This is a genomic window from Azorhizobium doebereinerae UFLA1-100 (genome assembly GCF_000473085.1).
GTDB lineage: Bacteria > Pseudomonadota > Alphaproteobacteria > Rhizobiales > Xanthobacteraceae > Azorhizobium > Azorhizobium doebereinerae.
Genome location: NZ_AXBA01000027.1, coordinates 22,796 through 44,132, shown reverse-complemented (window position 1 = coordinate 44,132; position 21,337 = coordinate 22,796). Strand labels below are relative to the sequence as shown.

Here is a 21,337-nt window from a genome sequence, read left to right as displayed (position 1 = left end):
GCGCATGACGACGCCGAAAAAGAAGGCTCAGCTCTCCGTCTATCTCGATCCGGACGTCATGCAGTCGCTGGCGGCATATGCCGCGCGGCGCGAGCAATCCATGTCGCTGATCGCCGAAGCCGCCATCGCATCCTTCCTGTCACCGGATGCCGACGAGCGGCGGGAAGCCGCCATCGCCAAGCGGCTCGACCAGCAGGATCGGCGCCTGGCGCGTCTCGAACGCGATGTCGGCATCGGCGTCGAGACGCTGGCGCTATTCATCCGCTTCTGGCTCAACACCACGCCGCCGCTGCCCGAACCGGCCGCCAAGGCGGCGCGAGCGCAGGCCGGGGCGCGGTACGACAATTTCGTGGCCACGCTGGGCCGGCGTCTCAATGAAGGGCCGAAGCTTCGGCAAGAGATTCCCGACGATGTTCGGGAAGAACCGAATCGGCCTTTAGCCAGCGATTAGCCGACGGCGGCAAACGAGCAGACGGCAGGCAAGGAACGCTAAGAGCCACTCCGCACCCAGCAAGTATTTTTTCTCTGCTTTACGCCGGGCCACTACGCCACATGAATACTTGTTGAAGCGCCCCATTTTCTTCCTTTTCTAATCATCCCCGTCGCCAATCGCGTGTCGCGATTGGCCTTCCGACGGGAACGATCGTGGCGGTTGCTCCACTCCATTCTGAGGCCTTCTCACGCGGCGCGCGCATGCTGCGCACCGCGCTCGGCCCGGCCATCGCCGCCTTCCTCGAAGACCCGTCGATCGTTGAGGTGATGCTCAACCCCGATGGCCGGCTCTGGATCGACCGGCTGTCGGGTGGGCTCGAAGACACCGGCCGGACGCTGTCCGCCGCCGATGGCGAGCGGATCGTGCGCCTGGTCGCGCACCATGTCGGCGCCGAGGTCCATGCCGAGCGCCCGCGTGTCTCGGCCGAGCTGCCCGAAACGGGAGAGCGTTTCGAGGGGCTGCTGCCTCCCGTCGTCACCGCGCCGGCCTTCGCGATCCGCAAGCCCGCCGTCGCGGTCTTCACGCTCGACGACTACGTCGCCGCCGGGACCATGACCGCCGGCCAGGCCGCGGCGCTGCGTGCTGCCGTGGCATCGCGCAAGAACATCCTGGTCGCCGGCGGCACCGGCACCGGCAAGACGACGCTGACCAACGCGCTGCTGGCCGAGATCGCCGGCACGAGCGACCGGGTGGTGCTGATCGAGGACACGCGCGAGCTGCAATGCCGCGCCCCCAATCTGGTCGCGATGCGGACGAAGGACGGCGTCGCTTCGCTCTCCGACCTGGTCCGCTCTTCGCTCCGGCTGCGGCCCGATCGCATCCCGATCGGCGAAGTCCGCGGCGCCGAAGCGCTCGATCTCTTGAAGGCGTGGGGGACCGGCCATCCCGGCGGGATCGGCACCATTCACGCCGGCACCGCACTCGGCGCGATCCGCCGCCTCGAGCAACTCATCCAGGAAGCCGTCGTCACCGTCCCCAAGGCGCTGATCGCCGAGACCATCGATCTCGTCGCGGTGCTGCGCGGCCGTGGCACCGAACGCCGTCTCTCCGAACTCGCCCTCATCGCCGGGCTCGATCCCGCCACCGGCGATTACCGTGTCCAGTCCGCCGGGGCGGGCGGCGACCCCTTGCCCCTCGGAGACCCATCATGATCCGTGTTCTCGCCGTCGCTCGCCAATCGCGCCGCCGCCTGGCGGAGCTACTCACGCTCGCCACCCTCACGCTGGCCTTTGCGCCCGCCGCCTACGCCTCCGGCTCCTCGATGCCGTGGGAGACGCCGCTCAACTCCATCCTGGAGTCCGTGCAAGGCCCCGTCGCCAAGATCATCTCGGTCATCATCATCACCGTGACCGGCCTGACGCTCGCCTTCGGCGACACCTCGGGCGGCTTCCGCCGGCTGATCCAGATCGTGTTCGGCCTCTCGATCGCCTTCGCCGCGTCGAGCTTCTTCCTGTCCTTCTTCAGCTTCTCTGGCGGAGCGCTGATCTGATGGCCGCGATCGTCGACCCGGACGTGCCCGGCTTCTTCGCGCCGGTCCATCGCGCGCTCACCGACCCGATCCTGATGGGCGGCGCGCCACGGACCGTCGCGATCGCCAACGGCACCTTGGCGGCGGCGATCGCCCTCGGCCTTCGCCTCTGGATTCCCGGCGCGCTGATCTGGGCGGTGGGCCACGCCGCAGCCGTCTGGGCGGCCAAGCGTGACCCGCAGTTCGTCGACGTGGTGCGCCGGCACCTCCGCTATCCGCCCCACCTCGGGATCTGAGGCTCGCGATGCTCAACCTCGCCGAATATCGCAGTCACGCCGCCGGCCTCGCCGACTTCCTGCCTTGGGCCGCTTTGGTCGAGGAGGGCATAGTCCTCAACAAGGACGGCTCCTTTCAGCGCACGGCGCGGTTTCGTGGGCCGGACCTCGACAGCGCGACACCGGCCGAGCTGGTCGGCGTCACCGCACGGCTCAACAACGCGTTGCGCCGCCTCGGCTCCGGCTGGGCGATCTTCGTCGAGGCGCAGCGGATCGCCGCGCAGACCTATCCCCATTCGGCCTTTCCCGACGCCGCGTCGGCGCTGGTCGATCTCGAACGGCAGGACGCTTTCGAGGAAGCAGGCACGCATTTCGAGAGCCGCTATTTCCTGACCTTCGTCTGGTTGCCGCCAGCGGAGGACGCCTCGCGCATCGAGGGCTGGCTCTACGAAGGGCGCGCCCAGAGCGGCGTCGATCCCTGGGAGCTGCTGCGCGGCTTCGTCGATCGCACCAACCGCGTGCTGCAACTGGTCGAGGGCTTCATGCCCGAGGTCGCCTGGCTCGACGACGGCGACACACTGACCTACCTGCACTCGACCATCTCGACCCGCCAGCAGCGGGTGCGCGTCCCTGAGACGCCGATGCACCTCGACGCGCTTCTGGCCGATGAGCCGCTCGCGGGCGGCCTCGAACCGCGGCTAGGGTCGCATCACCTCCGCACGCTGACCATCGTCGGCTTCCCAACCGCGACACATCCTGGAATCCTCGACGAGCTGAACCGGCTCGCCTTTCCGTACCGCTGGTCCACGCGCGCGATCCTGCTCGACAAGACCGAAGCGGTGAAGCTGCTGACCAAGATCCGGCGGCAGTGGTTCGCTAAGCGCAAGTCGATCGCCGCCATCGTCAAGGAGGTGATGACCAACGAGGCCTCGACGCTGGTCGATAGCGACGCCGCCAACAAGGCGGCCGACGCGGACCTCGCGCTGCAGGAGCTTGGCACGGACGATGTAGGGCAGGCCTACATCACCGCGACTGTCACCGTCTGGGACGAAGACCCCGGCCTTGCGGCCGAGAAGCTCCGCCTCATCGAGAAGGTGATCCAGGGCCGCGATTTCACCTGCATGCCGGAAGGGGTGAACGCCCTGGAGGCTTGGCTCGGGTCGATCCCCGGCCACGCTTACGCGAACGTCCGTCAACCGCCGGTGTCGACGCTGAACCTCGCCCACATGATCCCGCTCTCGGCGGTCTGGGCGGGGCCGGCGCGCGACGAGCACTTCCAGGCGCCGCCGCTGCTGTTCGGTAAGACGGAAGGCTCGACGCCGTTCCGGCTGAGCCTTCACGTCGGCGACGTCGGTCATACGCTAATCGTCGGGCCGACCGGCGCCGGCAAGTCGGTGCTGCTGTCGCTGATGGCGATGCAGTTCCGCCGCTATCGCAACAACCAGATCTTCGCCTTCGATTTCGGCGGCTCGATCCGCACCGCCGCGCTCGCCATGGGCGGCGACTGGCACGATCTCGGCGGCTCGCTCTCCGCTGGCTCCGACCATTCGGTCTCGCTCCAACCGCTGGCGCGGATCGACGACAAGGCTGAGCGCGCCTGGGCGGCGGAGTGGGTGACGGCGATCCTCGCCAAGGAAGCCGTCACCATCGACCCGACCGCCAAGGAGCATGTCTGGTCGGCGCTAACGTCTCTGGCGTCCTCGCCCGTGGGTGAGCGCACCATCACGGGCCTGGCGGTCCTGCTGCAATCGACGGCGCTGAAGCAGGCGCTGCAACCCTATTGCGTCGGAGGCCCCTCCGGCCGGCTGCTCGACGCCGAGACTGAGCAGCTCGGCTTCGCCTCAGTGCAGGCTTTCGAGACCGAGGGCTTGATCGGCGCCGGCGCGGCGCCCGCCGTGCTGACCTATCTCTTCCATCGCATCGAGGGCCGGCTCGACGGCCGGCCGACGCTGCTCATCATCGACGAAGGCTGGTTGGTCCTCGATGACCCGGCCTTCGCGCAGCAGCTTCGTGAATGGCTGAAGACGCTGCGTAAGAAGAACGCCTCCGTCGTATTCGCCACGCAATCTCTCTCGGACATCGACGGCAGCAACATCGCGCCCGCTATCGTCGAGAGCTGCCCGACACGCATCTTCCTGCCGAACGAACGCGCGATCGAGCCGCAGATCACGGCGATTTACCGGCGCTTCGGCCTCAACGATCGCCAAATCGAGATCCTCGCGCGGGCGACGCCGAAGCGCGACTATTACTGCCAATCCCGCCGGGGCAACCGGCTGTTCGAGCTGGGGCTCGGACCCGTCGCGCTCGCCTTCTGCGCGGCGTCGTCAAAGGCCGATCACGCCGCCATCGAGCGCGTCACTGCCGAGCACGGCCGCGAGGCATTCACGCCCACCTGGCTTGCCGATCGCGAGCTTCTGTGGGCGGCCGATCTCATCCCCGACCTGACCAACCTGGAGACGTCATCATGATCAAGCTGCGCCATCTGGCGGCGGCGAGCGCCGCCGTGCTCTCCCTGGCCATCGCCGTACCGCCCGCCTCGGCGCAATGGATCGTCTACGACCCGACCAACTTCAGCCAGAACGTGCTGACGGCAGCGCGCGAGCTACAGCAGATCACCAACCAGATCACGATGATCAACAACCAGGCGACGAGCCTGATCAACCAGGCCCGCAATCTCGCCAACCTGCCGATGTCGACGCTGACCCAGCTTCAGTCGTCGATCGCCCAGACCCAGTCGCTGCTCAGCCAGGCGCAGAACATTTCGTTCAATGTGCAGCGCATTCAGACCGCCTATTCGACCAGCTATGGCACGGCGGCGGGGACGGGCTCGACCACCGCCATGGTCGCCAACGCTCAACAGCGCTGGCAGAACTCCGTCGGCGCCTTCGAGGACAGCCTGAAGGTTCAGGCCGGTGTCGTTGGCAACATCCCGACCAACTCCAGCGCCATGACCTCGCTGGTGACGGCCAGCCAGAGCGCGACGGGTGCGCTGCAGGCCGCCCAGGCCGGCAACCAGCTTCTGGCGCTGCAATCCCAGCAGCTCTCCGATGTCGTCGCGGTGCTTTCGGCAAAGAGCCGCGCCGATGCACTGGAGCAGGCGCGCGTCGCCGCCGCCGAGGCGCAGGGCCAACAGAACTACAAGAATTTCTCGACGCGCAGCGGCTACCAGCCCGGCAACGTCACCATGTTCAGCGGCAACTGAGGTGGCGTGATGCTGGGCAGGTCGGAGGTCTTCCGCGCCGCCGCGATCGTCGCCCTGATCGCGTGCTTCATCGCGGCGCTCGTCGTAGTCAATCGGCGTCCCTCGGCGCCCGCGGCCGAGACCTCTCCGAACACTGTCGCCCCGGCATCCGATGACCTCACGGCCGAGTTGCGCCGTTGCAGCGCGCTCGGACCGCAGGACGCCGAAGCCGCGCGCTGCGTGGCGGTCTGGGAGGAGAACCGCCGGCGCTTCTTCGGCAGGCCGGCGCGGCCATTGCCGCCACAAACGCCCCCGGGCGCGGCTGCGCCGGCCACCAACGCGGCGGGAGATGCGCGATGAACAACGTCGGCGTCATCGACACCTTCCTCAACACCTTCACGACCTACATCGATTCCGGCTTCGGCCTGATCAAGGGCGAAGTCGGATACCTCTCCTCGACCTTGATCGTCATCGACATCACGCTGGCGGGCCTGTTCTGGGCCTGGGGCGCCGACGAGGACATTCTCCAACGGCTCGTGAAGAAGACGCTCTACATCGGCTTCTTCGCCTTCATCATCACCAACTTCAACAATCTCTCGGCCATCGTCTTCAACAGCTTCGCGGGCCTTGGCTTGAAAGCCGGCGGCTCCTCGATCTCGACGGCCGACTTCCTGCGGCCCGGCAAGCTCGCCCAGGTGGGGCTCGATGCGGGCCAGCCGCTGCTCGACGCCGCCAGCCAGATGATGGGCTTCACCAGCTTCTTCGCGAACTTCGTACAGATCGCGGTGCTCATGGTCTCCTGGCTGCTGGTGCTGATCGCCTTCTTCATCCTGGCGGTGCAGCTCTTCGTCACGCTGATCGAGTTCAAGCTGACGACTCTCGCCGGCTTCATCCTCATTCCCTTCGCGCTCTTCAACAAGACCGCCTTCCTGGCCGAGAAGGTGCTCGGCAACATCGTGGCCTCCGGCGTGAAGGTGATGGTGCTGGCTGTCATCGTCGGCATCGGCACCGGGCTCTTCGCCCAATTCACGCAGACCTATGCCGGGGGACAGCCGACGATCGAGCAAGCGCTCTCCGTCGTGCTCGCCGCGCTCGCCATGCTCGGCCTCGGCATCTTTGGCCCGGGCATCGCTACCGGTCTCGTCTCCGGCGCTCCCCAACTCGGCGCGGGTGCTGCCGTTGGCACTGGCCTCGCAGTCGCCGGCACGGCCATGGCCGGCGCCGGCGCGCTGGGCTTTGCCGGGAGGGGAGCGATGGCGGCAGCCTCCGGTACGGCCGCCGCCGCCCGTCGCGGCGCGGCGATGGCTGGCGGCGCCTCCTCCGCCTACAGCCTCGCCTCTGCTGGCCGGTCCGGCGCAGGTGGAGTTGCGGCGGGACTTGGCGGCGTCGGCCGTGCCGCCGCGTCCGCCGCCGCGGCGCCGGCCCGCCGCGCGGCCGGGCGCGCGGCAAGCTCGATGCGGGAGAGCTTCTCGGCCGGGGCGCGGTCCAGTTTCGCGGCCACCGGCGGCTCGTCGACGGCGGGAACGGTCGGCGGCGCGGAAGCCGCAAGCGGCTCCTCTGGCGCGGCAGAATCGTCCGGGCCGCCGGCCTGGGCTCAGCGCATGAGGCGCAATCAATCCATGAGCCACGGCGCGCAAGCCGCCGTGCAGGCTCTCAAGTCCGGCGACAGCCATGGCGGCGGCCATTCCGTCGATCTCTCGGGAGGAGAATAGAAGATGGCGCTCTTCCGCCGTCCGTCGGTCCGCTACGGCCGCACCCCTGAACCTGAAACCCCTTACCAGCGTGCGGCCCAGGCCTGGGATGAGCGGATCGGCTCCGCCCGCGTCCAGGCCAAGAACTGGCGGCTCATGGCCTTTGGTTCGCTAGCGCTCTCAGTGGGGCTTGCTGGTGGTCTCGTCTGGCAATCGACCCACGGCAGCATCGTCCCCTGGGTGGTTCAGGTCGACAAGCTCGGCCAGGCCCAGGCCGTGGCGCCCGCCACTGCGGACTATGCTCCGAGCGATCCGGAGATCGCCTGGTATCTCGCACACTTCATCCAGATCGTCCGCTCGCTGCCCGCCGATCCGATCATCGTGCGGCAGAACTGGCTCGAGGCCTACAACTTCACCACCACCTCGGGCTCCCAGGCGCTGAACGACTATGCCCGCGCCAACGATCCCTTTGCCAAGCTCGGCAAGCAGCAGATCGCCATCGACGTCTCCAGCGTCATCCGCGCCTCACCGTCGAGCTTCCGTGTCGAATGGGTCGAGCATCGTTACGAGGACGGCGCGCTCGCCGAGACCTCGCGCTGGACCGCCATCCTCACCGTGGCGGTCCAGCCGCCCACCACCGCCGATGCGCTCCGCAAGAATCCGCTCGGCATCTACGTCACCGCCATCAACTGGTCGAAGGAGCTGGGACAATGACCCCGCCGATTTCCATGGAAGCCGGCGGTCCGGCTTCACGTCTCTCCGTCTCTCAACAGAAGCGGGAAGGCGGGATTACGCCTTTCCGTAAAGCCGGCTTTGCGGCTCTACTCCTGTCCGTCTCCGCCCTCGTCGGCTGCGCGCATCCGTTCATCCCGCCCGATATCAACTACGACAGCGCTGTGCCGGCGAAGCTCGCCGTCGATCCGCCGGCCCCGGTCAAGATAGTCGAGCTGCCGAAGCCTCTGCCGCTGCCGGGCCAGATGAAGCCGCTCAACACCGGCAAACCCGCGCCAGAAGCGCCCGATCCCACGGTGCGCGTCAACCAGGCCAACGCGGCGGCGCGCATCCAGCCGGTCCGCAACGGCTTCATCAACGCGGTGCAAGTCTATCCCTATTCGGCGGGCGCGCTCTATCAAGCCTATACAGCGCCGGGCGAAATCACCGACATCGCCCTGCAGGAAGGTGAGCAGCTCGTGGGCACGGGGCCGGTTGCCGCCGGCGACACCGTGCGCTGGATCATCGGTGACACCGAGAGCGGAGCCGGCGCAACCAAGAAGGTCCATATCTTGGTCAAGCCGACGCGGCCCGACCTGGTGACGAACCTCGTCATCAATACCGATCGCCGGACTTACCTGCTGGAGCTGCGCTCGACCGAAAAGACCTACATGGCCTCGGTCTCCTGGCAGTACCCCGAAGACCAGCTCATCGCGCTGCGTCAGCAGAACGCCTCGGCGGAGGCAGCGGCGCCGATCGCGACCGGTGTCGATCTCGCCTCGATCAGCTTCCGTTATGCGATCGAGGGCGACAACCCAGCGTGGCGGCCGCTGCGCGCCTTCGACGACGGCCAGAAGGTCTTCATCGAATTCCCGTCCGGCATCCGCCAAGGCGAGATGCCGCCGCTCTTCGTCATCGGTCCGGCCGGCGGCTCCGAGCTGGTGAACTACCGCGTGCGCGGCTACTACTACATCGTCGATCGCCTGTTCGCCGCGGCCGAACTTCGTCTCGGCGACAAGGACAGTGAGCGGCGCGTCCGCATCGTCCGCACCGATGGAAGGCCGCGGTCATGACCGACGAGCCGGAAGAACAACCGGCGCCGACGACGCCCGTGGTCCCGCCCGATTTGCGCCTGCGAGGCGAGCGGCCGCGCGTGATGCGCCTCTCGCGCAAGGTGCTGATCACCCTCGGCGGCGTGTCTGCGCTCGCCGTCGCAGGAGCGCTCGGCTACGCGCTCCAGACCCACAACAGGGGTCAGTCCGGCCAGGAGTTGCTCAGTACCCAGAACCGGCCGTCGGCCGAGGGCCTCGCTGGCCTGCCGAAGGACTACACCGGCTTACCGCGTCAGGCGCCGCCGCTCGGGCCGCCACTGCCTGGGGATCTCGGTAAGCCGATCCTGAACGCCGGCGCGGCGCCGAACACGACCGTGCCGAACGCCACGCCGGATCCCGCGGCGCAGCGCCTTGCCCAAGAGACCGAGGCGGCGCGCGTCAGTCGCCTGTTTGCCCAGACCAACCAGCAGCCGCAGCCGGTGAGCCTCGTGACCCCTCCGTCGACAAGCACAACGACGGGTCCAACGCCCACACCGCCGGTCGACGCCGGGTCTGCGCAGAACATGCAGGACCGCAAGACCGCCTTCCTCAGCGCCACGCCCGACAGGCGGACAGTGAGCACCGACCGGCTCGAAGCCAAGGCGTCGCCCTATGTCGTGCAGGCCGGTACGGTCATCCCGGCCGCGCTCATCACCGGCATCCGCTCCGACCTTCCCGGGCAGATCACCGCCCAGGTGACCGAGGCGGTCTATGACAGCCCGACAGGTCAGTATCTGCTGATCCCGCAGGGCGCCAAGCTGATCGGCCAGTACGACAGCTCGGTCGCTTTCGGCCAGAGCCGCATCCTGCTGGTCTGGACCCGCGTCATCATGCCGGACGGTACGTCGATCGTGCTTGAGCGCCAGCCCGGCGCAGACACCGAAGGCTATGCCGGACTCGAGGACGAGGTCGACAATCATTGGGGCATGCTGTTCAAGGCGGCCGTCCTGTCGACCCTGCTCAGTGTCGGGGCCGAAGCCGGCACCAGCCAGGACGAGAACAATCTCGTGCAGGCGATCCGCAGCGGCGCGTCGAACAGCATCAGTCAGACTGGCCAGCAGATCGTCCAGCGCCAGCTCAACATCCAGCCGACGCTCACCATCCGACCGGGCTTCCCGGTCCGAGTGATCGTCACGCGCGACCTCGTGTTGGCGCCTTACGGGAGAGGAGGAACACCGTGACGAAGCTCAAGCTCGGGCCGCTGGCCGACGACAAGCCGGTCAAGATCAGCGTCGAACTGCCCGCGGCCGTGCATCGCGATCTCGTCGCTTATGCGCAGGTGCTCGGCGGGACAACCGGCCGATCGGCGCCCGAGCCTTCGAAGCTCATCGTGCCGATGATCGAGCGATTCATGGCGACCGATCGCGCCTTCGCCAAGGCGCGTCGCGATCGGCCCGCTCAGGCCACGGGCGGCTCGACCGAGAAATCGGGATAGTGTTCGCGTAGCATTGCCAGGAACGACCCCAAGGCGGGATTGCTGTTCGCGTCTCGCCAACACGCCATGAATTTGACTTGGGTCGGACCGTCGTCGTCCCAGACTTCCCGGTAGACGACGCCTTCGTAACGGCCCCCCGTCGCGCCCTCGAACATCAGGAGCGTTCCGTAGTTCGCACTGACCAGGCTCAGCAGCCTGTCCAGTGAAGCGTCCTGATGGACGATGTGTTGGGAGCCCACCGCATGACGAAGCTTCGCTGTGAGCAGCCCTTCCAATTCCGGTCCAGGGCCTTGCTGCGGGACGAGGAACTTTTCGTTTGCGAGATCCGCCCAACGAATCCTCGAATTTTGGCCAAGCGCATGATGCTCGGGTAAAGCCACGATCACCCGCTCGCTCCATAGCGGAAGCACGCGGCCGTCCCACGCCGTCGCTTGGCCGGTCATGATCGCGACATCGACAGCGTTGCCTGCAAGGTGGCAAAGCAGCCGCTCATGGCTCCCATCGACCGTGCGCACATCCACATCCGGAAAGCGCCGATGATATTCGACCAGCGTCGTGTGCATGTTCCCTGCCGAAGGGGAGGCATGAACCCCGATCGTCAACAGGCCAAGTTCGCCACGGCTTCTGCTCCTGAGCCGCCGGAGTTCCGTGTCCACGTCATCAAGTATCCGCTTGGCGCTCGCGACAAACTCGAGCCCCACCGTGGTGAGGCGAGTGCCGCCATTCGTCCTTTCGAACAACACCACGCCAAGCTGGCGTTCGATCTCATGAAGCCGGCGGCTCAGGGTCGATTGGCGTATGTTCAGAGCTTCCGCCGCCTGTCGGAGACTGCGGTGCTGTGACGTTACGAGCGCCAAACGCAAATCACGAAGCTCTATGTCCACGCCGTTCACATCGTCGGCCTGCATACGCGCCGACGCCTCCTACAAACTTTGCCGCCCCTCCCTGTTCGCCTCCATCTCGATATACGTAACGTTTGGTTTCGATCTTCCCCTACGCGTCAGGCCGGCAATGGATCGGTGCCGCGATCGAGCAACGCCAGATACTCCGAATAGGCATAAATCCGGCCACGCTGCCGTCCCGTGGTCTCGCGCACGACGTTGATTTTGGCGAGATTTTCCAGCGCCGTGCTGGCCGTCGGAAAGGAGACGGCGAGTTTCTCGGAGACAGTCTGGATGGTGACGATCGGGCTGGCTTGCATCAATTCGTGGACCCGGAGCGCCGACGGCGCCGCGCGGCCGAGGCCGGCGATCGTCTGGCGATGGGCGTCGAACATGGCGATCAGATCGCGCGCGGTCGCGGCAGCCTGTTCGGCGGTCTCCGCGACGCCGGTCAGGAAGAACTCCATCCAGCTCTCCCACGTCCCGGCCTGTCGGACCTCCTGCAGGAGCCGGTAGTAGTCGTCGCGCCGGGTCTTCAGGAACAGGCTGAGATAGAGGATCGGCTCGCGGAGCACTCCCGCCTCGCACAGGATCAGCGTGATGAGCAGGCGGCCCAGACGTCCGTTGCCGTCGAGAAAGGGATGGATGGTCTCGAACTGGACATGAGCCAGGCCCGCCCGGATGAGCGGTGGAAGTGCTGTGTCCTCGCTGTGCAGGAAGCGCTCGAGCGCATCAATGCATTCGTCCAACCGATTCGGCGGCGGCGGCACGAACAGGGCGTTGCCGGGCCGGGTTCCGCCGATCCAATTCTGCGAGCGCCGGAACTCGCCTGGTTGCTTCGCAGCGCCGCGCCCAGAATTGAGCAGGATGGCGTGCATTTCGCGGATCAGCCGGAGCGACAGAGGAAACCCGCCGCGCATCCGGGCGACGCCATGCTCGATCGCCGCGACGTAGTTCGAAACCTCGGTCACGTCGTCGAGTTCGACCGCTGGCGCCTCGTGATTTTCGAACAGCAGCAGGTCAGACAGCGAGGATTGCGTCCCCTCGATCTGCGAGGACAGGAGGGCTTCCTTGCGAACGTACATGTAGAGGAACAAAGGCGTCGAGGGCAGGATCGTCGTCACGCCGTCGAGACGCCCGACCGCGGCAATGGCGCGTTCATAGACCTGCATGAACCGCCCGAGTTCGAGTGGAGGATTCGGCGGCAGCGGCGCAGGCACATAGGCGCGCACGCGCTCGCCTCCCGCGCTTGTTTCGACATAGGCGCCTAGCCTTTGATTGTCTCCGTTCGTCACGCATGATCCTTTAATTAGCGTAGCCGCTATTAAAGCATACCGCCATATATCTTAATAGCGAGCGAGGCCAATTCAAGGCCACCTTCGGAGGCAACGCTCGGCGCTGTCGAACTATGCAGGCTGGGTCGCTATAGCAGGCAAAGGCGAGCTCACGTGTTGAGCGCGACCACCTGGGCTATGATCGCTCGCAGACGGGCCGCATCTGAGCCTTCTTTCGATAGCCGTTCCGCCAAAACACGGATCAAGTCCGCATCGAGTTCCGGGACATTATCAGCGGAGTCGCCGTCGTCCGATTGTACGGCTTTTCCTTCCAAGGCTGCGGCCAGCAGCTTCTCAACGCGCTTCGCCGCCTCTAGGGACGGGTCGCGCTGCACATGCGCGTAGATCGCGGTTGACCGAGGATTAGCGTGGCCCAGGATCGCCCCGGTGAGCGCCAAGGCCTCACCGTTCGACGTGGCCGTCGATCCGAGCGTATGGCGCAGCGTGTGCGGCGTAACGCCTGGCAACTTGGCGATCTTGATCACTTCCGCCCAGACTTTGCGCGTACTCTGGTAAAAGCCCTCGCCCGTTTCGGCTGGGAAGACGTAACCCGACTTCCGGTCTTTCAGAAGCTCCTCGAGGAGCGCTGCAGCTGCCGGCCCAATGGGACGAATGGACTTTCCTGTCTTCGTGTCGTCGAACTCGAACAGGCTCTGGTCCAGCTTCACTTCGTGGACCTTGAGTTCCGCGATTTCGTTGCGCCGACAGCCGGTCAGCGCCCAAAGCCGCGCGATCGCCACGGCCTTCGGATTAGCTCCGTCGGCCTCGACCTGGTTGAAGGCTTCTCCCAACCGCGAGACCTCCTCAAGCGTGAGAAAACGTTCACGCCGATTGTCCGTCTTCCGCACCGAGGCGTTCTCCACGGGATTCGTCGTGACGAAGCCATGACGCGCTCCGAAGCTGAACACAGCCGACACGTCGCGCACGACCTTTCGTGCGGCACCTTCGCCGCCACGGACGATGACTCGCTTGCGTGGTCCGACCTTCTCGTCCTTCGCCGTCTTTCCTGCCGTAATGTCTGCGACCATCGTTTCGATGTCGCCCGACTTGATTTCGCTAGCTCGCCGGTGGCCGAGCAGCACCTCGGCGTGATTGCGAAGCCGGGCCATCGTGTACTTCTTCGTCAGAGGCTTCATCGGCTTCCCCTTGTGGATGCCGCGCTGGATAAAGCAGCCATGCTCCTCGTAGAAGTCGAGCAGTTCGCGCACGGTCTTCTCGCGACGTTTCTCCTGCACGTTGCCGGCAGGATCTTCGCCGCTGGCGGCCGCGCCCAGCAAGGCCTTCGCCTTCTTCCTCCCCTGCTCGACCGTCAACGCCCCAAAGCGCCCAACGGTCAGGAATCGTCTCGGCGCGGACCGACCGCCCCCCTCGGTGCGGTAGCGGATGATGAACGTCTTTGTGCCGCTCTTCTCGACCCGCAGGCCAAAGCCGGCCAGATCCAGGTCCCAGAGGTCGTACCGGGTGTCACGAACTTCGGCTTTCTCGGCTACCGTTTTGGTAAGTCGAACGCTGGACGACCTATCCACAACATGCCTCCACGCCTGCTTTCCAGTGGACATCAGTCTACAATGGTGTCCACATGGTGTCCACCATGACGGAAAAATGAGGCGTGTCTGGTCGTAACGCTAGCGAGCGGTGTCCTTGTATATATTTGATATAATATGGATTAATCGTAACGCAGAGAAAATCCGGCGGCCCCGGCGTAGATAAGACGCAACCTTGCCAAGGTTGGGGTCGTGGGTTCGAATCCCATCGCCCGCTCCAAATTTTCCCATCAAAATCAGATGCATAGCAGGCGCTCTCCGGGGCGCTTTCTGCTTGCCGGCCACGGCTTGGCCCTCCCGGTCAGCGCGTCCGGCGCAGCCGTGGTGTCGCGTCCGGGATCAGCGGGACCAGGGCATTGTCCGCCTCAGGTGCCGGCAGCGTGAGGCCGATGACGGTGCTGTCGCGCGGATCGACGGAAGCGATGGTGTCGGACAGGTCGGAGAAACCCGGACGCCGGCAAACCGGGTGGCGGCGGACATGAAAGACCTCTTGAAGCGCGGTTGACGGGCGTCTTCAGAGGCTGACAGTGAGGGTTGAGCCGTTATCGGAACGTGGACATTGCCGGGCCCTGCGACCCGCACGCGCTTCCGATCCATTGCCGGCGGTCCTGCCCCTTTGCCGCGTACGTCGGCTTTGAGGCCGTCTCATTCTATCCGGCACAGCTGATCCCGAACGTCGCCTTGAGGGCGATGCGGCCTTTCGGCGTAATCTCCAGCGCGCGGTTCGCCTCTCGACGCCGCACCCAACTTTGCTCCAGAGCGTGCGTGCAAATCGCGGCACCCAGCACACCGGCGATATGCGGCCGCCGCTCGCTCCAATCCAGGCAAGGCCGACAGAATGGGCGAGCGGAGTGTTTGCCGGCATCGGGCTTCAGAATGCCCATGTCGCACATCCATGCGCGGCCCGATGCAGTCAATAGAGCGCCATCGCCGTCGATCACCATCGCCCCGCGAGCCTGCAGAGCATCCGCTATGTCAACGCCGAGCTGCCCTGCGAGGTGATCGTAGCAAGTCCTTGCGGCACGCATCGCAAGATCCCGTGGACCTGTCCGGGCACGTGGGCGCACCTGAATCCCGCCCGCGATCTGCATGATGCCTTCGATCATCTGGGCAACAGCCGGGTTCGCCAGCCGGTGATACCGATGACGCCCCTGCCTCTCGACCGCGATCAGACCGACAGCGATCAACCGCGCCAGATGGCTGCTGGCGGTTTGCGGCGTGATCGCGGCCACTCTTGCCAGTTCGCTTGCCGTTAGTGCGCGGCCGTCCATGAGGGCCGTGAGCATGGCTGCCCGTGCGGGCTCGCCCACCGCCGCCGCGACCTCCGCCATTCCGTTCGCTGTCACCATCTGCCGGCCTTCCGTTGGTCTCCAACGTAGAGCCCGCCCTGGTAGCATTGCTTCGGTCCCGGTCGAAGCATCGGCGACGGATTTGTTGCGATCAACGGATCGCAACATCCGGGATCATTCATGACACCATCATCATTCCGCACGCCGCGACCGTTCTTCGGCTGGCACGTCGTCGCGGCGACGTTCGTTCTCGCCGTCTTTGGCTGGGGCGTCGGCTTCTATGGTCCGCCTGTCTTTCTCTATGAGGTCGTCGCCCGCACCGGCTGGCCGGTGCGGATCGTGTCGGCGGCGGTCACAACGCATTTCCTGGTCGGTGCCGTCGTCGTCGCCAATTTGCCGCGACTTTATCGCTGGGTCGGCGTGGCGCAGGTGACCGTCATGGGTGCGCTTCTGCTGGCGCTCGGAACGCTCGGCTGGGCGTTGGCGCAGCAGCATTGGCACCTTTTCCTGGCCGCCTTCGCGAGTGGCGCGGGCTGGGTCGCCATGGGAGCCGCAGCCGTGAACGCCCTGATCGCACCGTGGTTCACGCAAGGACGACCGGCGGCACTGAGCATGGCTTACAACGGCGCGAGCCTCGGAGGCGTCATCTTCTCGCCCCTGTGGATCATGCTCATCGCCACCATCGGCTTCGAATTTGCGGCGTTGGCGGTCGGCGGCGTCATGGTGCTGGTGATCGCCATGCTTTCGTCCTGGGTGTTCTCGAAGACGCCCGGCGGTCTGGGACAGCTGGCCGATGGCGGGGGTGCGCCTCCGGTGACGGGAAGCCCCATGCCGATCTTGCCCGAGCGGGGGGCGCTTTGGCGAGATCGCCAGTTCCTGACGCTGGCGGGGGGCATGATGCTTGGCCTCTTCGCGCAGATCGGCCTGTTGGCGCACCTGTTTTCGCTGCTGGTGCCGGTCTTGGGCGAGCGTACGACGGGCTTTGCCATGGGCGCGGCAACACTGGCGGCTATCGTAGGCCGGTCGGCGGTTGGCTGGCTCATGCCCCCATCCGCCGACCGCCGCGTCGTCGCCTGCCTGAGTTACGGCGTGCAATTGCTTGGCTCGCTCCTGCTCGTCGCCGCGGCGGCGGGTGGCGAGATGTGCCTGATCCTGGGAATTTCCCTGTTCGGACTGGGAATTGGCAATGCGACCTCTCTGCCGCCACTGATCGCTCAGAAGGAGTTCGTTCCGAAGGATGCGGCGCGGGTCGTTCCACTTATCGTCGCCATCGGACAGGGCGGCTACGCCTTCGCGCCCGCCATTTTCGGCCTCCTCCGGTCGGATATGTTCCATGTGGACATGACGGCCGGAGGCGACGGACTTGCCATCTTCGCAGCCGCGGCAGCGGTGCAATTGGCGGCCATGTGTTGCTTGCTCGCAGGTCGTGGCAAGGCAAGCGAATAGGGCCATCCATTCCGCCTGCGGCGCGGCGAAGGTCTCGCATGTCCTGCATGGCAGAGGCGTCCCGCCCGGGCCGCTGTCGCGGGGCAAGCGGACGCTGCCGACCATCGGGACCAGATGGCGCAATGGGAAAAAGGTCCCGGCCGGAAGCCGGGACCTTGCCATCTACCATTCTCAGACGGGTGACATCCGATCCTGCGCGTCACAGGTGGCGCCGCGCGCAGGATCGCGGCGGCGCCGCCCGCAGGCTCCCGGCCGCTATTCGGCGGCCATTGCCGTTCGCCGTTCCGCGTCCTGCGCTTTCTCCGCGTGGACTTCATTCTCGGTGGGCTTGATGCGGAACCATGCGGTATAGAGCGCGGGGAGGAACAGCAGGATCAGCGCCGTGCCGACAGCTGTTCCGCCGATCAGCGTGTACGCCATCGATCCCCAGAACACGGAGTGCGTCAGCGGAATGAAGGCGAGCACCGCTGCCAGCGCCGTCAGGATCACAGGCCGCGTCCGCTGCACGGTCGCTTCGATGACCGCATGATAATCATCGAGCCCCGCGGCCTGGTTTTCCTTGATCTGCTCCGTGAGGATCAGGGTATTGCGCATCAGGATGCCGGCAAGCCCGATCAGCCCAAGAATGGCGTTGAAGCCGAAGGGCTGATGGAAGATCAGCAATGTCGGAACCACGCCGGCAAGGCCGAGCGGGGCCGTCAGCATCACCATCGTCATCGTCGAGAGATTGCGGACTTGCAGGATGATGACGATGAGCATCGCGGCGATCATCAAGGGGAAAATCTTGACCAGAGCGACATTGGCCTTGACCGATTCCTCGATGTTCCCGGCCATTTCGATGCGGTACCCCGCCGGCATCGACGCGATCAGCGGCTCCAGCGCCTTCATCACCTGCTTGGAAACCTCCGGCGGCTGCGTTGCCTCGTTGATATCCGCGCGGACGGTGATGATCGGCGTGCGGTCGCGGCGCTTCAGGATCGGCTCCTCAAGCCGGATTTCGGCGCGCCCGACCTGCTCCAGAGGAACCTGGCGCCCGTCTCGGCTCATCAATGAGAAGTCGGCCAGCCGCGCCGGATCAAGCCGGTTCTCGCCGGCGCTGCGCGCCACCACGGGCACGTTGCGGATGTTCTCGCGCACCTGCGTGACGGGAATGCCGGTCAGCAGCAGCTGCATCTGCTGGGCGGCCTCGGTGGGCGACAGGCCGATCAGGCTCAGCCGGTCCTGGTCGGGCACGAAGCGCACGATGGGCGAACGGTTGCCCCAGTCGCGGTTGGCCTGCCGGACGTCCGGAATGCCGCTCATGAGGTCGCGCGCCTTCTCGGAGATGCGGTACAGCTCCGCCGGATCGGGCCCCATGATGCGGAACTCGACCGGGAATGGCGTATAGGGGCCGAAGACGAGTTGCGTGACCCGGACGTAGGCTTCGGGAGCCAGCCCCGCCGCGATCGCCGCGCGGAGCTCATGCTTCAGCGTCTCGCGCGCCTCGGCATCCGGCGTCAGCACCACGATCTTGGCGAAGGAGGGATCGGGCAGTTCCGGCGCCATGGCGAAGAAGAAGCGCGGGGCACCCTGGCCGATATAGCTCGTGACGATCCTGGCATCCGGGCGTTCCTTCAGCCAGTCCTCGATCTTCTCCACGGCGGCGGTCGTGGTCTCGATGCTGCTGCCTTCCGGCATGCGCACTTCGACCAGCACCTCGGGGCGGTCCGAGGTCGGGAAGAACTGCTGCTTGACCGCCCCCATGCCCATGACGGAAAGACCCATGGCGACGCCCACCACCGCACAGGTCATGAATTTGTGCCGCACGCTGAACTTGATCACGCCGCGCAGGCGCCGATAGTTCGGCGTGTCGTAGATCGCGTGATGGCCGCCCTCGACCGGCTTGATATCCGGCAGCATCCTGACGCCCAGATAGGGCGTGAAGACCACGGCGACGATCCACGAAACGATCAGCGCGAAGGCGACGACCCAGAAGATGTTGCCGGCATATTCGCCGGCGGCGGAGGCGGCGAAGCCCACCGGCATCAGGCCGATGATAGTCACCAGCGTGCCGGACAGCATGGGCGCCGCCGTATGGCTCCAGGCATAGGCCGCCGCCTTGATGCGGTCCATGCCCTCTTCCATCTTCACCACCATCACCTCGATGGCGATGATGGCGTCGTCCACGAGCAGGCCGAGCGCCAGGATCAGCGCGCCCAGCGTGATGCGGTCGAAGAAGCGGCCGGTCTCCAGCATGATGAGGAAGACGACGGCGAGCGTCAGCGGCACCGCGAGCGCCACCACGATGCCGACGCGCCAGCCGAGGCTGACCAGGCTGACGAACAGGACCACGCCGAGCGCCATGGCAAACTTCAGCATGAACTCGCTGACCGCCGCATCGATGTTCACGGCCTGGTCGCTGACCTTGGCCAGCGTCATGCCGAGCGGCAGCGTCGCGGCGATGGCGCTGGAGCGCGCTTCAAGCGCCTTGCCGAGTTCCAGCCCGTTCCAGCCCTGCTGCATCACCGCCGCCAGCATGATGGCGGGTTCGCCATCATGGCGGATGATGTAGGTCTCGGGGTCCTGATAGCCGCGGCGGACCTCGGCGACATCGGAGAGCTTGAGCGTGCGCCCACCGGCGACGATCGGCGTGTTGGCGATAGCCTCGATGCTGTCGTAGGCGCCATCGAAGCGGATGAAGACCTGGGGGCCGCGCGTGTCGATGGAGCCCGCGGGCGAGACGGTGTTCTGCCGCTGAAGGGCGGCGGCGATTTCCTGCGCCGACACGCCCAGCGTTGCCAGCTTGGCGTATGAGAATTCGACGAAGATCTGCTCGGGGCGTTCGCCCAGAATGTTGATCTTCTTGACACCGGGCACATGCAGCAGGTCCTGCCGGATCACCTCGGCCTGCCGCGCCAGCTCGCGCATGGGCAGGCCCTTGGCCTTGAGGGCGTAGAGGCCGAAACTCACATCGGAGAATTCGTCGTTCACGAAGGGGCCGAGCACGCCGGAGGGGAGGTTGCGCGCCTCGTCGCCGAGCTTCTTGCGCGCCTGATAGAACTCCTCCTCGACCACCGAGGGGGGCGTGCTGTCCTTCAGTGTCACCGTCAGGAAGGCAAAGCCGGGGCGAGCGATGGTCTCGACCCGGTCATACCAGGTGAGTTCCTGGATGCGCTTCTCCAGCGGCTCGGCCACGAGATCCTGCATCTCGCGCGCCGTCGCGCCGGGCCACGCCACCGTGACGGTCAGCGTCTTGATGGTGAAGGACGGGTCTTCCGCCCGCCCGAGCTTGGCGAACGCGTAGACGCCCGCGGCCGCCAGGAGAACGATGAAGAACAGGGTGACGGCGCGCTCGCGAACCGCGATGGCCGATAGATTGAAGCTCATCGGGCTGCTCCCTCGATCCGGGCGGCCGGTCTGACGGGGGCGCCGTCTTTCAGCAGGTGCGCGCCCAGGGCGACGACTTCAGCGCCCAGCTCGATGCCGGTGACGGTGGCGTATTCTCCGCCGAGCTGCTTGATCCGGACGGGCGCGAAGTGCACGGTCGATGACGTGCGTTCAAGCAGCCAGACCCCGGTGCGGGCGCCGTCATCCAGCACCGCGCCGATGGGAACCGTCACGGCCTGCTGCCTTTCGTCATTGACGATGGTGATCGTCACGGTCGAACCGAGCGGCGCCGTGGCCGCGGTGCCATCCAGCACGTAGCGCGCCTCATAGGTTCGCGTCTGGGCATCGGCGGCATCGGAAATCTGGCGCAGGCGTGCCGTGCTGGGCTCCGCATTGCTGCCGTAGATGCTGGCTCTGGCCCGAGACCCCAAGGCCGGCCGGACCGTTTCGGGAAGCGCAACGACGGCCTCGCGCGGCCCGGCATGAGCCAGCTGGACCACGGTCTGGCCGGCCGTGACCACCTGTCCCGGCTCGCCGAGCGTCGCGACAACGGTCCCGTCCGCACCGGCCACGATGGTGGAATAGGTCGCCTCGTTCTCGGCGACATCGGCTTCCGCCTCCGCGGCCGCGAGCTGCGCCTGCGCGGTGTCCAGCGCCGCCTTGGCCTGCTCATAACGCTGGGGGGTCGCCGCAAGCCCGCCCTTGACCAGCGCGGCGTAGCGCTTTTCGTCCGCGCTTACTTGAACCACCACCGCGCGCGCGGCGGCTGCGGCATTGCGCTTGGCGGTCAAGGCGAGGCGCAGGTCCGTATCGTCGATCCGCATCAAGGGCTGGCCGGCCTTGACCTGCTGGCCGACATCGACCAGCCGCTCAACGATCTTTCCGGGAACCCGGAAGCCGAGATTGCTCTGCACCCTCGCCTCGATGCGGCCCGTGAAGGCACGTTCGAGACCTTTTGCCGGCGCTGCCGTCGCCACTCGAACAAGCGGCGCTTCCTGTCTAGGATCGCTCACCGCCCCGGCGTGTTGCGAGGAGAGTGAAAGCGCGATGAAGGCAGCGGCCCCAGCCCCGGCGATCAGGACACCTGCCAGCACGATAGCGGGCTTCTTCATCATGTTCGGCGCTCTACCCA

Annotated in this window: 19 protein-coding genes; 13 read left to right on the top strand and 6 right to left on the bottom strand. The window is 66.2% G+C overall.

Going from position 1 to position 21,337, the window contains the following annotated elements:
* Window positions 1-4 precede the first annotated feature (4 nt).
* From YU1_RS0118500 to YU1_RS0118445, 12 genes are all read left to right on the top strand, one after another.
* A complete protein-coding gene (locus YU1_RS0118500; RefSeq protein ID WP_029005358.1) occupies window positions 5-451 on the top strand; it encodes a hypothetical protein in 447 nt (148 codons plus the stop codon).
* 194 nt (window positions 452-645) lie between these two features.
* The gene (trbB, locus tag YU1_RS0118495; RefSeq protein WP_029005357.1) at window positions 646-1,644 is read left to right on the top strand and encodes a P-type conjugative transfer ATPase TrbB; all 999 of its coding nucleotides are present in this window, start codon (window positions 646-648) and stop codon (window positions 1,642-1,644) included.
* Complete coding sequence (locus YU1_RS0118490; protein WP_029005356.1) at window positions 1,641-1,982, top strand: TrbC/VirB2 family type IV secretion system protein; 342 nt, start codon at window positions 1,641-1,643, stop codon at window positions 1,980-1,982. The genes trbB and YU1_RS0118490 overlap by 4 nt, the downstream gene beginning before the upstream one ends.
* A complete protein-coding gene (locus YU1_RS0118485; protein WP_029005355.1) occupies window positions 1,982-2,257 on the top strand; it encodes a VirB3 family type IV secretion system protein in 276 nt (91 codons plus the stop codon). The genes YU1_RS0118490 and YU1_RS0118485 overlap by 1 nt, the downstream gene beginning before the upstream one ends.
* A gap of 8 nt (window positions 2,258-2,265) precedes the next feature.
* A complete protein-coding gene (gene trbE / locus YU1_RS0118480; RefSeq protein ID WP_029005354.1) occupies window positions 2,266-4,704 on the top strand; it encodes a conjugal transfer protein TrbE in 2,439 nt (812 codons plus the stop codon).
* The gene (gene trbJ / locus YU1_RS0118475) at window positions 4,701-5,438 is read left to right on the top strand and encodes a P-type conjugative transfer protein TrbJ (RefSeq protein WP_029005353.1); all 738 of its coding nucleotides are present in this window, start codon (window positions 4,701-4,703) and stop codon (window positions 5,436-5,438) included. The genes trbE and trbJ overlap by 4 nt, the downstream gene beginning before the upstream one ends.
* 9 nt (window positions 5,439-5,447) lie before the next feature.
* On the top strand, window positions 5,448-5,777 hold the full coding sequence (gene trbK-alt / locus YU1_RS0118470; protein WP_029005352.1) for a putative entry exclusion protein TrbK-alt: 330 nt from the start codon (window positions 5,448-5,450) through the stop codon (window positions 5,775-5,777).
* Window positions 5,774-7,129, top strand: a complete 1,356-nt coding sequence (trbL, locus tag YU1_RS0118465) for a P-type conjugative transfer protein TrbL (protein ID WP_029005351.1) — start codon at window positions 5,774-5,776, stop codon at window positions 7,127-7,129. Before trbK-alt ends, trbL begins: the two co-directional genes overlap by 4 nt.
* Before the next feature lie 3 nt (window positions 7,130-7,132).
* A complete protein-coding gene (trbF, locus tag YU1_RS0118460) occupies window positions 7,133-7,822 on the top strand; it encodes a conjugal transfer protein TrbF (RefSeq protein ID WP_029005350.1) in 690 nt (229 codons plus the stop codon).
* Window positions 7,819-8,892 carry a P-type conjugative transfer protein TrbG gene (gene trbG, locus YU1_RS0118455; protein ID WP_029005349.1) on the top strand — a complete coding sequence of 358 codons (1,074 nt, stop codon included), beginning with the start codon at window positions 7,819-7,821 and terminating at the stop codon, window positions 8,890-8,892. The genes trbF and trbG overlap by 4 nt, the downstream gene beginning before the upstream one ends.
* The gene (locus YU1_RS0118450; RefSeq protein WP_029005348.1) at window positions 8,889-10,091 is read left to right on the top strand and encodes a TraB/TrbI/VirB10 family type IV secretion system protein; all 1,203 of its coding nucleotides are present in this window, start codon (window positions 8,889-8,891) and stop codon (window positions 10,089-10,091) included. The genes trbG and YU1_RS0118450 overlap by 4 nt, the downstream gene beginning before the upstream one ends.
* On the top strand, window positions 10,088-10,345 hold the full coding sequence (locus YU1_RS0118445) for a DUF2274 domain-containing protein (RefSeq protein ID WP_029005347.1): 258 nt from the start codon (window positions 10,088-10,090) through the stop codon (window positions 10,343-10,345). Before YU1_RS0118450 ends, YU1_RS0118445 begins: the two co-directional genes overlap by 4 nt.
* Here the strand turns inward: YU1_RS0118445 and YU1_RS0118440 are convergent.
* The 4 genes from YU1_RS0118440 to YU1_RS0118425 all read right to left on the bottom strand — a co-directional run bounded on the left by YU1_RS0118440 (window position 10,309) and on the right by YU1_RS0118425 (window position 15,453).
* Window positions 10,309-11,253 carry a LysR family transcriptional regulator gene (locus YU1_RS0118440; RefSeq protein WP_245263376.1) on the bottom strand — a complete coding sequence of 315 codons (945 nt, stop codon included), beginning with the start codon at window positions 11,251-11,253 and terminating at the stop codon, window positions 10,309-10,311. The genes YU1_RS0118445 and YU1_RS0118440 overlap by 37 nt on opposite strands.
* A gap of 92 nt (window positions 11,254-11,345) precedes the next feature.
* Window positions 11,346-12,521, bottom strand: a complete 1,176-nt coding sequence (locus tag YU1_RS0118435) for a Fic family protein (protein ID WP_029005345.1) — start codon at window positions 12,519-12,521, stop codon at window positions 11,346-11,348.
* Window positions 12,522-12,670: 149 nt separating this feature from the next.
* Window positions 12,671-14,086: a site-specific integrase gene (locus YU1_RS0118430; protein WP_035715877.1), complete on the bottom strand. Its 1,416-nt coding sequence runs from the start codon at window positions 14,084-14,086 to the stop codon at window positions 12,671-12,673.
* Window positions 14,087-14,754: 668 nt separating this feature from the next.
* Window positions 14,755-15,453: an ArsR/SmtB family transcription factor gene (locus tag YU1_RS0118425; RefSeq protein WP_029005343.1), complete on the bottom strand. Its 699-nt coding sequence runs from the start codon at window positions 15,451-15,453 to the stop codon at window positions 14,755-14,757.
* 120 nt (window positions 15,454-15,573) lie between these two features.
* On the opposite strand from YU1_RS0118425, the gene YU1_RS30100 reads away from it, so the two are divergent.
* Window positions 15,574-16,839, top strand: coding sequence for an MFS transporter (locus YU1_RS30100; protein WP_035715875.1), 1,266 nt, complete (start codon window positions 15,574-15,576; stop codon window positions 16,837-16,839).
* A 255-nt stretch (window positions 16,840-17,094) separates the two neighbouring features.
* Here YU1_RS30100 and YU1_RS0118415 read toward each other — a convergent pair whose 3' ends face one another.
* Together YU1_RS0118415 and YU1_RS0118410 are read right to left on the bottom strand one after the other, a co-directional pair.
* Window positions 17,095-20,205, bottom strand: a complete 3,111-nt coding sequence (locus tag YU1_RS0118415) for an efflux RND transporter permease subunit (protein WP_029005342.1) — start codon at window positions 20,203-20,205, stop codon at window positions 17,095-17,097.
* Window positions 20,202-21,317 (bottom strand): efflux RND transporter periplasmic adaptor subunit, encoded by a 1,116-nt coding sequence (locus YU1_RS0118410; RefSeq protein ID WP_029005341.1) that lies wholly within the window; start codon window positions 21,315-21,317, stop codon window positions 20,202-20,204. The genes YU1_RS0118415 and YU1_RS0118410 overlap by 4 nt, the downstream gene beginning before the upstream one ends.
* Between the last annotated feature and the right edge of the window lie 20 nt (window positions 21,318-21,337).

What these genes read in the sequence shown, in the direction of transcription:
- YU1_RS0118500 (WP_029005358.1), top strand. Translation starts at nt 5, where the DNA reads ATGACGACGCCGAAAAAGAAGGCTCAGCTCTCCGTCTATCTCGATCCG.
- YU1_RS0118490 (WP_029005356.1), top strand. Translation starts at nt 1,641, where the DNA reads ATGATCCGTGTTCTCGCCGTCGCTCGCCAATCGCGCCGCCGCCTGGCG.
- YU1_RS0118485 (WP_029005355.1), top strand. Translation starts at nt 1,982, where the DNA reads ATGGCCGCGATCGTCGACCCGGACGTGCCCGGCTTCTTCGCGCCGGTC.
- trbE (WP_029005354.1), top strand. Translation starts at nt 2,266, where the DNA reads ATGCTCAACCTCGCCGAATATCGCAGTCACGCCGCCGGCCTCGCCGAC.
- trbJ (WP_029005353.1), top strand. Translation starts at nt 4,701, where the DNA reads ATGATCAAGCTGCGCCATCTGGCGGCGGCGAGCGCCGCCGTGCTCTCC.
- trbK-alt (WP_029005352.1), top strand. Translation starts at nt 5,448, where the DNA reads ATGCTGGGCAGGTCGGAGGTCTTCCGCGCCGCCGCGATCGTCGCCCTG.
- trbL (WP_029005351.1), top strand. Translation starts at nt 5,774, where the DNA reads ATGAACAACGTCGGCGTCATCGACACCTTCCTCAACACCTTCACGACC.
- trbF (WP_029005350.1), top strand. Translation starts at nt 7,133, where the DNA reads ATGGCGCTCTTCCGCCGTCCGTCGGTCCGCTACGGCCGCACCCCTGAA.
- trbG (WP_029005349.1), top strand. Translation starts at nt 7,819, where the DNA reads ATGACCCCGCCGATTTCCATGGAAGCCGGCGGTCCGGCTTCACGTCTC.
- YU1_RS0118450 (WP_029005348.1), top strand. Translation starts at nt 8,889, where the DNA reads ATGACCGACGAGCCGGAAGAACAACCGGCGCCGACGACGCCCGTGGTC.
- YU1_RS0118440 (WP_245263376.1), bottom strand. Translation starts at nt 11,253, where the DNA reads ATGCAGGCCGACGATGTGAACGGCGTGGACATAGAGCTTCGTGATTTG.
- YU1_RS0118425 (WP_029005343.1), bottom strand. Translation starts at nt 15,453, where the DNA reads ATGGTGACAGCGAACGGAATGGCGGAGGTCGCGGCGGCGGTGGGCGAG.
- YU1_RS30100 (WP_035715875.1), top strand. Translation starts at nt 15,574, where the DNA reads ATGACACCATCATCATTCCGCACGCCGCGACCGTTCTTCGGCTGGCAC.
- YU1_RS0118415 (WP_029005342.1), bottom strand. Translation starts at nt 20,205, where the DNA reads ATGAGCTTCAATCTATCGGCCATCGCGGTTCGCGAGCGCGCCGTCACC.
- YU1_RS0118410 (WP_029005341.1), bottom strand. Translation starts at nt 21,317, where the DNA reads ATGAAGAAGCCCGCTATCGTGCTGGCAGGTGTCCTGATCGCCGGGGCT.